Origin of the sequence: Streptomyces sp. NPDC005374, from assembly GCF_042872225.1 — a bacterium.
In the GTDB taxonomy this organism is placed as follows: Bacteria; Actinomycetota; Actinomycetes; order Streptomycetales; family Streptomycetaceae; genus Streptomyces.
This window is the reverse complement of record NZ_JBIAKA010000026.1, coordinates 113,548-125,235: the sequence shown is the minus strand read 5'-3', so window position 1 is coordinate 125,235 and position 11,688 is coordinate 113,548. Positions and strand designations below refer to the sequence as shown.

The 11,688-nt window shown below is 69.6% G+C and carries 11 protein-coding genes and 1 pseudogene; 6 read left to right on the top strand and 6 right to left on the bottom strand.

All coding sequences use genetic code 11. The features are described 5' to 3' along the window. Positions 1 to 171 precede the first annotated feature (171 nt). Together ACFYRX_RS43435 and ACFYRX_RS43430 are read left to right on the top strand one after the other, a co-directional pair. Positions 172 to 1,285 (top strand): annotated as a pseudogene (locus ACFYRX_RS43435) (adenosine deaminase). An 18-nt stretch (positions 1,286 to 1,303) separates the two neighbouring features. Further along, a complete protein-coding gene (locus tag ACFYRX_RS43430; RefSeq protein WP_389112514.1) occupies positions 1,304 to 2,005 on the top strand; it encodes a glycerophosphodiester phosphodiesterase in 702 nt (233 codons plus the stop codon). A 9-nt stretch (positions 2,006 to 2,014) separates the two neighbouring features. Here ACFYRX_RS43430 and ACFYRX_RS43425 read toward each other — a convergent pair whose 3' ends face one another. Beyond that, on the bottom strand, positions 2,015 to 3,688 hold the full coding sequence (locus tag ACFYRX_RS43425; RefSeq protein WP_389112520.1) for a sigma-70 family RNA polymerase sigma factor: 1,674 nt from the start codon (positions 3,686 to 3,688) through the stop codon (positions 2,015 to 2,017). A 279-nt stretch (positions 3,689 to 3,967) separates the two neighbouring features. Between ACFYRX_RS43425 and ACFYRX_RS43420 the strand changes: the two genes are divergently transcribed. Further along, positions 3,968 to 5,128 (top strand): serine hydrolase domain-containing protein, encoded by a 1,161-nt coding sequence (locus ACFYRX_RS43420; RefSeq protein ID WP_389112512.1) that lies wholly within the window; start codon positions 3,968 to 3,970, stop codon positions 5,126 to 5,128. On the opposite strand, the gene ACFYRX_RS43415 is transcribed toward ACFYRX_RS43420, so the two are convergent. The 3 genes from ACFYRX_RS43415 to ACFYRX_RS43405 form a co-directional block, all read right to left on the bottom strand. Beyond that, positions 5,121 to 5,636 (bottom strand): hypothetical protein, encoded by a 516-nt coding sequence (locus ACFYRX_RS43415; RefSeq protein ID WP_389112510.1) that lies wholly within the window; start codon positions 5,634 to 5,636, stop codon positions 5,121 to 5,123. The two genes, ACFYRX_RS43420 and ACFYRX_RS43415, sit on opposite strands and share 8 nt — an antisense overlap. Positions 5,637 to 5,690: 54 nt before the next feature. After that, positions 5,691 to 6,113 carry an SRPBCC family protein gene (locus ACFYRX_RS43410; protein ID WP_389112508.1) on the bottom strand — a complete coding sequence of 141 codons (423 nt, stop codon included), beginning with the start codon at positions 6,111 to 6,113 and terminating at the stop codon, positions 5,691 to 5,693. A 117-nt stretch (positions 6,114 to 6,230) separates the two neighbouring features. Next, positions 6,231 to 6,362 carry a hypothetical protein gene (locus ACFYRX_RS43405; protein ID WP_389112507.1) on the bottom strand — a complete coding sequence of 44 codons (132 nt, stop codon included), beginning with the start codon at positions 6,360 to 6,362 and terminating at the stop codon, positions 6,231 to 6,233. A 191-nt stretch (positions 6,363 to 6,553) separates the two neighbouring features. Here ACFYRX_RS43405 and ACFYRX_RS43400 point away from each other — a divergent pair, with 191 nt between their 5' ends. Beyond that, positions 6,554 to 6,709, top strand: a complete 156-nt coding sequence (locus ACFYRX_RS43400) for a hypothetical protein (protein ID WP_389112505.1) — start codon at positions 6,554 to 6,556, stop codon at positions 6,707 to 6,709. 6 nt (positions 6,710 to 6,715) lie between these two features. Here the strand turns inward: ACFYRX_RS43400 and ACFYRX_RS43395 are convergent, their stop codons facing one another. Beyond that, a complete protein-coding gene (locus ACFYRX_RS43395; RefSeq protein WP_389112503.1) occupies positions 6,716 to 7,906 on the bottom strand; it encodes a spermidine/putrescine ABC transporter substrate-binding protein in 1,191 nt (396 codons plus the stop codon). A 222-nt stretch (positions 7,907 to 8,128) separates the two neighbouring features. Beyond that, positions 8,129 to 9,568, bottom strand: coding sequence for a gamma-aminobutyraldehyde dehydrogenase (locus tag ACFYRX_RS43390; protein ID WP_389112501.1), 1,440 nt, complete (start codon positions 9,566 to 9,568; stop codon positions 8,129 to 8,131). A gap of 170 nt (positions 9,569 to 9,738) precedes the next feature. On the opposite strand from ACFYRX_RS43390, the gene ACFYRX_RS43385 reads away from it, so the two are divergent. Then, positions 9,739 to 10,281, top strand: a complete 543-nt coding sequence (locus tag ACFYRX_RS43385) for an Lrp/AsnC family transcriptional regulator (RefSeq protein WP_389112499.1) — start codon at positions 9,739 to 9,741, stop codon at positions 10,279 to 10,281. A gap of 19 nt (positions 10,282 to 10,300) precedes the next feature. Then, positions 10,301 to 11,665, top strand: a complete 1,365-nt coding sequence (locus tag ACFYRX_RS43380; protein WP_389112497.1) for an aspartate aminotransferase family protein — start codon at positions 10,301 to 10,303, stop codon at positions 11,663 to 11,665. Positions 11,666 to 11,688 lie beyond the last annotated feature (23 nt).

Below are 11,688 nucleotides of genomic sequence, written 5' to 3'. Positions count from 1 at the left end.
GGGCCCCCCCCCCCCCCGCCCCCCCGCCCCCCCCCCCCCCCCGCCGCCCCCCCCCCCCCCCCCCCCCCCCCCCGGCCCCGACCCACCCACCCACCTCAGGGGCGCGGGGAACTGCGCAAAAACCCCCGCCCCCACCGACCCGCAGACACCCGACAACCCCACCCACCTACGATGAACCGCAAAGATCAGCCGATCACCGCGCCGCACCCACCACCGTGCCAGGCGCCCAGCAAGGGGAGGCCCCATGACGACGCCCGACCACCTGCACGCATTCATCGCCGGCCTGCCCAAGGCCGAACTCCACGTCCACCACGTCGGCTCCGCCTCCCCCCGCATCGTCTCCGAACTGGCCGCCCGCCACCCCGACTCCAAGGTCCCCACCGACCCCGAAGCCCTGGTCGACTACTTCACCTTCACGGACTTCGCCCACTTCATCGACGTGTACCTCAGCGTCGTGGACCTGATCCGCACCCCCGAGGACGTACGGCTCCTGACCTACGAGGTCGCCAGGGACCTCGCCCGCCAGCAGGTCCGCTACGCCGAGCTCACCATCACTCCGTTCTCCTCGACCCGCCGCGGCATCGAGGAGCGCGCGTTCATGGACGCGATCGAGGACGCCCGCAAGGCGGCCGAGAAGGAGTTCGGCACCGTACTGCGCTGGTGCTTCGACATCCCCGGCGAGGCAGGCCTGGAGGCGGCCGAGGAGACGGCACGGCTCGCCACAGACGACCGCCTCCGCCCGGAGGGCCTCGTGAGCTTCGGCCTCGGCGGCCCCGAAGTCGGCGTCCCCCGGCCCCAGTTCAAGCCGTACTTCGACCAGGCGATCGCGGCGGGCCTGCACTCGGTCCCGCACGCCGGCGAGACGACGGGCCCGGAGACGGTGTGGGACGCCCTCACCCACCTCCGCGCCGAACGCATCGGCCACGGCACGCACTCCTTCCAGGACCCGAAGCTCCTCGCCCACCTCGCCGAGCACCGCATCCCGCTGGAGGTGTGCCCCACCTCCAACATCGCCACCCGGGCCGTCCGCACCCTCGACGAGCACCCGGTCAAGGAGTTCGTGAAGGCCGGGATCATCGTCACGATCAACTCCGACGACCCGCCGATGTTCGGTACGGACCTGAACGGCGAGTACGCGGTGGCGGCAAGGCTCCTGGACCTCGACGAGCGGGGCCTGGCCGACCTGGCGAAGAACGCGGTCGACGCGTCCTTCCTGGACGAACAGGGCAAGTCCAGGATCAAGGACGAGATCGACACCTACACCACTGCCTGGTCCGCCCCCTGAGCCCACCACAATGGGCGCATGCAGAAGCTGACGGCCGTGGCACACCGCGGCGACCCCTACCGCGTCCGTGAGAACACGATCGGCTCCCTGCGTTCCGCGCTCGACCGGGGCGCGGACGCGGTGGAGATCGACGTACGGCTCACCAGGGACGGCGTGCCGGTCCTGCTGCACGATCGGACGCTGAAGCGGCTGTGGGAGCACGACCGGCCCCTGCGGTCCCTGTCCGCGGACGAGGTGCGAGGGCTGACGGACGGCGGGGTGCCCACCCTCGGGGAGGCGCTGCGGGCCACGGACGGCCACCGCCTGATGCTGGACCTGCCCGGCACCTCCGAGGTCCGCGTGGCCCGCCGCATCGTCGACGTGGTCCGTGAGTGCGGAGCCGAGGACCGCGTCTACTACTGCGCCGACGCCACCGCCATGCTCGCCGTACGCGGAGCCGACCCGGCCGCCGAGATCGCGCTCACTTGGACGACCCTCGCACCCCCACGCCCCACTCTCCTGGACGCGGTGAAGCCCCGCTGGCTCAACTACCGCTTCGGCCTGGTCGACAAGGGCCTCACCGACCGCACCCACGCCGACGGCTACCTGATCTCCGTCTGGACCCCCGACACCCGCCGTTCGATGCGCCGCCTGGCCGCGCTCGGCGTCGACTCGATCACGACGAACCGCGTGGATGTGCTCTGCGCGCTGCGGGCGGACGAGCGTCAGCCCCCGGAGTGAGCCCACGCGCTACACGCGGGACTCCTGAGCCACGGTCGCCGGGTCGGCCGGCGTCGAGCGTGTCAGGTACTGCGGCACAGGGGTGTCGTCCTTGCCGGTGTCGCGGACCAGGCCGTAGCGTTTCGCGCCCTGGTCGGGGCCGGTGGTGATGTCCTTCTCGGCCGCGTCCCAGGTGGAGGGGAAGACGCTGAGGCCGTAGTCGGCGCCGCGTTCGTTCACGGTGAGGGTGACGGCGCCGTCGAGGTAGAAGTACTCGTTCTGCCACATCTGCTGGGTGCCGGAGGGCGGGACGGCGTAGCCGGTGGTCGAGTCGCCCATGCCGGTCGCGGTGGGGTCGGTGGCGCTGACGGGGTCGTCCATGCGGCGGCCGCCGCCCGAGGCCACGTGGAAGAGCTCACCCTTGAGGCCGGTCCAGGACGGCATGACCAGGCTGCCTGCCCGGTACTGCGGTGAGATCTGCCAGCGGACCAGGACATAGCCCTTGCCGGTGAGCGTGACGCCGTCCCCGCGGTGGTTCATGACAGCGTGCGCCCCGCCGGTACTGGTGACGCCGGTCTCGGCCCGGTGCGGCAGGGCGGCGGGCGGGGTGCGTGGGTCCGGTGCCCGGTCGACGGCGTCGACGACGCTGCCGTAGCGGACCGCCCTGCTCGGTGTCGCCGAGGGCGAGGGGGACGAGGACGGTGAGGGTGAGGTTGACGCCGACGGCGTCGGGGCCGCGGACGGTGCCCGGTACGTGCTCGCCGCCGTGGGGGCGACCACGGCGCGCGGCGGCGGGGCGTCGGGCGTCCGGGCGACGACGTACGCGCCGCCCGCGACGATCGTCGCCCCCGCGGTGACCGCGAGGACGGGCTGAGTGAGCGCGCCCATCACCTTCGCGGACCAGCTCACGGAGGCGACCGTGGCGGCCGCGGCCGTCTTGCCGCCGAGGGCCAGGGAGAGCGTGAACCCGACCGGGACCGGGACCAGCGCGATCCCCACGAGGAGCCGCTCCGCCGGTACGACGGACTCGCGGGTGTCGCCGCAGTAGCCGCAGCCGCGGAGGTGCCGGGCGAGCCGCTTGCGCCAGACCGAGTCGGGGCGGCCGTTCCAGCGGCCGGTCAGTTCGCGCAGGTCGGGGCAGGCGCCGTCGAGAGCGCGGACGATGCCGCGGGAGGTCTCCAGTCGCTCCTTCATCCGCTGGACGCGGACGGCGGCGTGCTGCCTGCTGATGCCGACGGCGGCGGCCAGTTCACGCCGGGTGAGCTCGCCGGCGACCTCCAGCCACCACAGGGAGAGCAGTTGCCGGTCCTCGTCGTCGAGCCAGCGCGCCGCCTCCGCGACCTCGCGCCGCTGCCCCTCCAACTGCAGCCTCAGTACGGTGAGTTCGGCGAAGTCGGCGGCCCCGCGTGCGGCCGACTCGTCCAGCGGGGCGGGGGTTCTGCGGCGGGCCCGGTCCCGTATCTGGCGCATGGCGATGGCGACCAGCCAGGACCGGAAACTGTCCGGGTCGCGCAGGCTGCCGAGGTGGTCGACGGCCCGCAGCATGGTCTCCTGGACGACGTCGTCGACATCGGCGTGTCCGTTCAGGGCCCGGCCGACGATGTTGTACACCAGCGGCAGCCAGCCCTCGACGAGCTCGTCCAACGCCCTCCGGTCGCCGTCCTGCGCCGCCGCGATGGTGTCGCGCCACTGCCGCGTGTCCACGTCGTCCTTCCGGGCCGCTGTCACTTCGTTTCCGCAGGCACACTCTCGGGCGAGCCGGTGAAGTTGGCTATGTCGGGGATCACAGAGTGGAGACGGAGTGAAGGACTCCGCGATAACACTTTTTTGCACCCCTAGGGGGTTTCCCCCACAACTCCCCTTGCTGCGGCGGCAGTTGCTCGGGGTACGGCCAGGGTCCGGCGCCCTCCTCCTCGACGATCCGTGGCCCGTCGCAGCACCACAGGATGAACACGGACACCCCACTACCCCTGGAGCCGCCGCATGCCCGCCCTCCGCCGCAGGACGGTCCTCGCCACCTCCCTCACCCTTGCCCTCGCCCTGGGCGCCGGCCCTCTGACCGCGTCCGCGTCCGCCGCCCCCTCCGCCTCCACCTCCAGGTGCAGCTCCTCCGCACCGGATGCCGAGGCGCTGTCCACGGCGATCACGGGGCTTCCGAACGCGGACGCCACCGCGGCCCTGGTGCGGATCGGGGGTTGCGGCGGCACATGGCGCGGCAGTTCGGGTGTGCACGACCTGGGCAGCAGGCGGCCCGCCGACCCGGACGCGCGGTTCCGGGCCGGGTCGACAACGAAGGTGGTGACCGCGACGGCCGTACTGCGGCTGGCGGCCACGGGCCGGATCGACCTGGACACCCCGGTCCAGCACTACCTTCCCGGCCTCCTCGGCAGGCAGTTCCGGCCGATCACCGTGCGGCAGTTACTCAATCACACCAGCGGTATCCCGGCGGGCGACGGCCTCGGCACCACCTTCGAGGAGGTGTACGCCCATCGCTTCGACACGCTCACCCCGCAGCGGGTCGCCGCGTCCGCGGGTGCGAAGGAGCCCGAGTTCCGGCCGGGGAAGCAGCAGCACTACCTCAACATCAACTACACGTTCCTCGGCCTGCTGATCGAGAAGGTGGCCGGGCGGTCGTACGCCTCCGAGGTCACGCGGCTGGTGCTGGCACCGGCCGGCATGCGGGACACCTACTTCCCGGGCACCGACCCGCGCATCCTCGGCCCGCACAACCGGGGCTACCAGGCGGTGAAGAAGGCCGACGGGACGACGGAGTTCGTGGACGTCACGGAGTGGAACCAGGCGGACCGGTTCGCGGCCGGGGACATGATCTCCACGACCGCGGACCTGGAGCGCCTGCTCACCGCCCTCTTCCGGGGCCGGATCGTCCCGCGGCCGCAGCTGAAGGAGATGTTCACCGTCCCGGCCGGCATCCCCGGCGCGAGCTACAGCGCGGGGCTCCAGCGCTACGAGTCGGGCGGGAAGGTCTACTGGGTCAAGACCGGTGGCCGGTACGGCTACAACTCGGTGATCGCCGCCACCCGCGACCTGAGCCGCACGGTCGTCTACTCGGTCAACGCCACCGACGCGAAGAGCGAGAACGCGAACCCGGTCATCGGCCGGATCATCACGGCCGCGCTCAAGTAGCGGGCACCGCCGACGAGTTCGGTGCGGTGAACGCCTCGAGCCGCTTGATCCTCTTCCGTACGACGTACAGCGGAACGACTCCGAGCACCCCGAACGCCATGTCGATCACGCTCCACCACAAGGGGATGCCCCGGATCGGTCCGCAGATCAGGGCGAGCGGCACGATCCCCGCGCAGGCGATCATCGCGAACTCGACGACCCAGATGTTGCGGACCGGGTCGCGGTAGGGGCCGTAGAAGGCGACCGCGATGACCAGGTGCGCGAAGGCCAGCCAGTCCGTGCCGTAGAGGAGGAAGGGGTAGTCGGAGTCGGCGGTGTCGAGCCCGCGCCGGACGCGGGTGATCCAGCCCGTCAGGGCGTCCGGCGCGGGAAGGTGCCGCAACAACTCCTCGGTCCAGCGCAGTTCGTGGACCAGGGGGAAGGCCGTGGCACCGCTGAGTACCAGGCAGACGACGAAGAAGGCCAGCCATGCGCGGATGCCCCTGAGTTGGGCGGCTCTGTCGCTCATGGCAGCAGCGTACGCCTGAAACTGAACACGTTCAAAAACCAGATCGCCATTGGCTCAGGAAGCCGCCGTCTCCGCCAGCTTCTGGAACTCGCCGAGGTCATAGTTGGCGAGTGCCGAGTCCAGGTTGGTCAGCGCGCCGAGGTGCTCGACGAAGCCCTTCGGGTCGTACTCGATCTGCAGGGTCACCCGGCTCATCGTGTCGCCGAGCCGGTGGAAGGTGACCACTCCCGCGTGATGCACCCCCTCCACGGTGCGCCAGGCGATGCGGTCCTCCGGGACGACCTCGGTGAGTTCGGCGACGAAGTTCTTGTCGGCGCCCGGCAGTTGCAGCTGCCAGGCGAAGCGGCGCTCGTCCAGCTGCTCCACCAGGCGTACATGGCTCAGAAACGACGGCCACCGGTTCACATCGCTCCACAACGCCCACGCGACACTGACCGGAGCCTCGATATCGACCGTTTCCACGAGCGACGCGGACATGCGGTACCTCTCCTTCTGATGGGCCGGGGATCGGCCCCACGGGTGCGGTGCGCAGCGGATACCCCCGTAGGGCCGGCTCATCTCTCTTCTTCGCGGATCCGGCCGATCTGCTCCTCGTCACCTCTTCCTGCGGGATATCCCGTACACGGCAAGCGCCAGTAAGGCGATCACGATGACGATCCACAGCCAGCCGGGGAGAGCCCGTCCGGAAGCGCCGCGGGCCATGAGTCCGGCGGTCGGGTCATGCATGGGTGCCGTCCTTCCACAGAGCGTCTTCTGCCTGGCCTTGTGCGAGGTTGCCCACCCCGTAGCAGGCGCCGAGACACACCCTCTGGCCGGCGAATCCGGCGACGCCGGCCGTCGGCACGGACAGTGCGGCGAGGTTGCGGACGGGTTTCCGCGGTCGGCGTGACCGGAGCGGAAGGAACCATTCCAGCGCGGTGGGACCTCTGGCCCTGCACGCGCTGCGCACGACGGCATGGTGGAGCTTCGGCACGACCGTCCTGTCGCGCTGCTGGATCACGGCCGGGGTACAGCTGTGCTTCCTGCCGTCGGCGGCCTGGTGGATCGGGTCGTTCGACACCTACTACCGCTGACCGCGCTCAGAGCCCCACGATCGCGTTCCACCGCTTCGCGTACTCCACCCGCTCCACCGACGTGATGTCGCGCGCGATCACCAGCCGCTTGCGCATCTCCGCGTCCGGGAAGATCAACGGGTTCTCGGCGAGGGCGGCGGTGTCCTCGTCCTTCGAGGAGGCCAGGACGTCCTGGGCGGCGGGGACGGGGCAGACGTAGTTGACCCAGGCGGCGAGTTCGGCGGCGACCCCGGGGTCGTAGTAGTAGTCGACGAGCCGCTCGGCGTTGGTCTTGTGGAGGGCGCGGTCGGGGATCATCAGGGAGTCCGACCAGAGCTCCGCGCCCTCCTCGGGGACGACGAAGCGGATGTCGGGGTTGTCGGCCTGGAGCTGGATCACGTCGCCCGAGTAGGCCTGGCAGGCCAGGACGTCGCCGGTGACGAGGTCCTTGGTGTAGTCGTTGCCGGTGAAGCGGCGGATCTGGCCGTTCCTGACGTATTTCTCGACCTGGTCGCACACCTCGTCGAAGTCGTCCGCGGTCCACCGGGTGATGTCGACGCCGTTGCCCTGCATGAGCAGCGCGAAGGCCTCGTCGAGGCCGGACAGCAGGGTGATCCGGCCCTTGAGGTCGCTCGCCCAGAGGTCCTTCACGTGCCGGATCTCGCGGCCCAGCTTCTTGCGGTCGTACGCGATTCCGGTGATGCCCGACTGCCACGGCACGGTGTGCTTGCGGCCGGGGTCGAAGACGGGTGAACGCAGCAGCGGGTCAAGGTACTTCGTGACGTTCGGCTGGTTCGCCCGGTCCATCTCCTGGACCCAGCCGAGCCGCACGAAGCGCGCGCACATCCAGTCGCTCATGACGATCAGATCGCGGCCGGTCTGCTGGTGGTTCATCAACGCCGGGCTGATCTTGCCGAAGAACTCGTCGTTGTCGTTGATCTCCTCGACGTAGTCCACGGAGATCCCGGTCCGCTTCTCGAAGGCGTCGAGCGTCGGCCGCTTCGTCGAGTCGTCGTCGGCCGTGTCGATGTAGAGCGGCCAGTTCGCCCACGTCAACCGCTTGTCGGTGGCGGAGCGATCGGAAACGGCCCGGTCGCTCGCGGCCACGTACGCGGCGGGCACGCCACAACCGGCGAGGCCGCCCAGCACCACCCCGCCGCCGAGGGCGCGCAGCAGAGACCTACGGGAGAGCGGGGGTGTCCTCGGTACGAGTGGCATTGCCGCAGCATGCCGCCCGGGACCGCACACCGACAATCGACGCAGCGTCAAGCGGACCGGCGCACGACGGACACCCTGTCGAGCAACCGGCCCATCCCAACCCCAGAGCCGCAGCCCACCGAAGGGGCGCGGGGAACTGCGCGACCAGCCCCCACGAACCCGCGGCCGAAAAACCACGCAGCCCCGGCCGGAGGAAACCGCACGCACCCCCGGCCGAAAGACCTACGCGTCCAACGAAGTCATCACATGCTTGATCCGCGTGTAGTCGTCGAAGCCGTACCCGGACAAGTCCTTGCCGTAGCCGGACTTCTTGAACCCGCCGTGCGGCATCTCCGCGACCAGCGGAATGTGCGTGTTGATCCACACGCACCCGAAGTCCAGCCGCTTGGACATCCGCATGGCACGGCCGTGGTCCTTGGTCCACACGGAGGAGGCGAGCGCGTAGTCGACGCCGTTGGCCCACTCCACGGCCTGCTCCTCGTCGGAGAAGGACTGCACGGTGATGACGGGCCCGAACACCTCGTTCTGGATGATCTCGTCGTCCTGCTTCAGCCCCGACACCACGGTCGGCGCGTAGAAGTACCCCTTCTCGCCCACCTGGTGACCGCCGGCCTCGACCTTGGCGTGCGCGGGCAGCCGCTCGATGAACCCGGAGACCTGCTTCAGCTGGTTCGGGTTGTTGAGGGGACCGAAGAGCACGTCCTCGTCGTCCGGCTGCCCGGTCTTCGTCTCGGCGGCGGCCTTCGCCAGCGCCGACACGAACTCGTCGTGGATGGACGACTGCACCAGCACCCGCGTGGCCGCCGTACAGTCCTGCCCGGCGTTGAAGAATCCGGCCACCGAGATGTCCTCGACGGCCTTGGCGATGTCGGTGTCCTCGAAGACGACGACCGGGGCCTTACCGCCCAACTCCAGATGCACCCGCTTCAGGTCCTTGGACGCGGACTCGGCGACCGACATCCCGGCCCGCACCGAACCGGTGATGGACGCCATCGCCGGCGTCGGGTGCTCGACCATCAGCCGCCCGGTGTCCCGGTCGCCGGTGATGACGTTGAAGACGCCCTTGGGCAGGATCGAGCCGATGATCTCGGCGATCAGGACGGTCGACGCCGGCGTGGTGTCCGACGGCTTCAGCACCACCGTGTTGCCGGCCGCGATCGCCGGCGCGAACTTCCACACGGCCATCATCATCGGGTAGTTCCAGGGCGCGACCTGCGCGCACACCCCGACCGGCTCGCGCCGCACGATGGAGGTCAGGCCCTCCATGTACTCACCGGCGGAGCGCCCCTCCAGCATCCGCGCCGCACCGGCGAAGAAGCGGATCTGGTCGACCATCGGCGGGATCTCCTCGGACCGCGTGAGCCCGATCGGCTTACCGGTGTTCTCCACCTCGGCCGCGATGAGCTCCTCGGCCCGCTCCTCGAACGCGTCGGCGATCTTCAGGAGCGCCTTCTGCCGCTCGGCGGGGGTGACGTCCCGCCAGCCCGGGAAGGCGGCGGCTGCGGCGGCCATCGCCGCGTCCACGTCCGCCTGGCCCGACAGCGGCGCGGTCGCGTACGCCTCACCCGTCGCGGGGTTGACCACCTCGGTGGTCCGTCCGTCGGCGGCGTCCCGGAACTCACCGTCGATGTAGTTGCGCAGACGACGCAGTTCGGTGCTCACTGCCGGCCTCCTGAAGGGGTTGGAACTGTCCACTGACTGAGACACCCACCCTAATCGGCAGGCCCACGTTTTCAACACCCCTGATCGCGCCAACGCTGCGAAATCCGCAGGTCCCAGTCACGTAAACAACGGATTTCATCGCCTCGACCTTGCGGAAGTGTCGAGACGTCGTGCACAGTGACGTCGTGGCCAGTCGAAGCGCAGACCCCAGGGACTCCCGCGAGTCCAGGAGTGAGCACAGGAGCGAGTCCAGGAACGGCAGCAGCCCCAACCTGGACGCCGTCTCCCTCGCCATCATCGAGCAGCTCCAGGAGGACGGCCGCCGTCCGTACGCCGCGATCGGCAAGGCCGTGGGCCTGTCCGAGGCCGCCGTGCGTCAGCGCGTCCAGAAGCTCCTCGACCAGGGCGTGATGCAGATCGTCGCCGTCACGGACCCGCTCACCGTGGGTTTCCGACGCCAGGCGATGGTCGGCATTCATGTCGAGGGCGATGTCGAGTCCGTGGCCGAGGCGCTCAGCGACATGTCCGAGTGCGAGTACGTGGTGATGACCGCCGGGTCCTTCGACCTGATGGTGGAGATCGTCTGCGAGGACGACGACCATCTTCTCGAGGTCATCAACCGGCGCATGCGGGCCATTCCCGGAGTGCGCTCCACCGAGAGCTTCGTCTACCTGAAGCTCAAGAAGCAGACCTACATGTGGGGAACCCGATGACCGTGAGGACCCGATAACCGTGAGCACCAAGGACCTCAGCCAGACCGCGTACGACCACCTGTGGATGCACTTCACCCGCATGTCCTCGTACGAGAACTCCCCCGTCCCCACCATCGTCCGGGGCGAGGGCACCTACATCTACGACGACAAGGGCAAGCGCTACCTGGACGGTCTCGCGGGCCTGTTCGTGGTCCAGGCCGGCCACGGGCGCGTCGAGCTCGCCGAGGCGGCGTTCAAGCAGGCGCAGGAACTGGCGTTCTTCCCGGTGTGGTCCTACGCCCACCCGAAGGCCGTGGAGCTGGCCGAGCGGCTCGCGCACCACGCGCCGGGCGACCTCAACAAGGTCTTCTTCACCACCGGCGGCGGCGAGGCGGTCGAGACCGCCTGGAAGCTCGCCAAGCAGTACTTCAAGCTGGTCGGCAAGCCCACCAAGTACAAGGTGATCTCCCGCGCGGTCGCCTATCACGGCACCCCGCAGGGCGCCCTGTCGATCACCGGACTCCCGGGCCTGAAGGCGCCGTTCGAGCCGCTGGTCCCCGGCGCGCACAAGGTCCCGAACACCAACATCTACCGTGCCGCACTCTTCGGTGACGACCCGGAGGCCTTCGGCCGCTGGGCCGCCGACCAGATCGAGCAGGAGATCCTCTTCGAGGGCGCCGACACGGTCGCCGCGGTCTTCCTGGAGCCCGTGCAGAACGCGGGCGGCTGCTTCCCGCCCCCGCCCGGCTACTTCCAGCGGGTCCGCGAGATCTGCGACAAGTACGACGTGCTGCTCGTCTCGGACGAGGTCATCTGCGCGTTCGGCCGCCTCGGCACCATGTTCGCCTGCGACAAGTTCGACTACGTCCCGGACATGATCACCTGCGCCAAGGGCATGACCTCGGGCTACTCCCCGATCGGCGCCTGCATCATCTCGGACCGCCTGGCCGAGCCGTTCTACAAGGGCGACAACACCTTCCTGCACGGCTACACCTTCGGCGGCCACCCGGTCTCCGCGGCCGTGGGCCTCGCCAACCTCGACCTGTTCGAGCGGGAGAACCTCAACCAGCACGTCCTCGACAACGAGGGCGCCTTCCGCGCCACCCTGGAGAAGCTGAACGACCTGCCGATCGTCGGCGACGTCCGCGGCAACGGCTTCTTCTACGGCATCGAACTGGTCAAGGACAAGACGACCAAGGAGTCCTTCAACGACGAGGAGACCGAGCGCGTCCTGTACGGCTTCCTCTCCAAGGCGCTCTACGACAACGGCCTGTACTGCCGTGCCGACGACCGCGGCGACCCGGTCGTCCAGCTCGCCCCGCCGCTGATCTCGAACCAGGAGACCTTCGACGAGATCGAGCAGATCCTGCGCGCGACACTGACCGAGGCCTGGACGAAGCTCTAGCGTCAGGCGGTTCAGCCGATAGT

What these genes read in the sequence shown, in the direction of transcription:
- ACFYRX_RS43430 (WP_389112514.1), top strand. Translation starts at nt 1,304, where the DNA reads ATGCAGAAGCTGACGGCCGTGGCACACCGCGGCGACCCCTACCGCGTC.
- ACFYRX_RS43395 (WP_389112503.1), bottom strand. Translation starts at nt 7,906, where the DNA reads ATGCCACTCGTACCGAGGACACCCCCGCTCTCCCGTAGGTCTCTGCTG.
- ACFYRX_RS43405 (WP_389112507.1), bottom strand. Translation starts at nt 6,362, where the DNA reads ATGCATGACCCGACCGCCGGACTCATGGCCCGCGGCGCTTCCGGACGG.
- ACFYRX_RS43415 (WP_389112510.1), bottom strand. Translation starts at nt 5,636, where the DNA reads ATGAGCGACAGAGCCGCCCAACTCAGGGGCATCCGCGCATGGCTGGCC.
- ACFYRX_RS43410 (WP_389112508.1), bottom strand. Translation starts at nt 6,113, where the DNA reads ATGTCCGCGTCGCTCGTGGAAACGGTCGATATCGAGGCTCCGGTCAGT.
- ACFYRX_RS43420 (WP_389112512.1), top strand. Translation starts at nt 3,968, where the DNA reads ATGCCCGCCCTCCGCCGCAGGACGGTCCTCGCCACCTCCCTCACCCTT.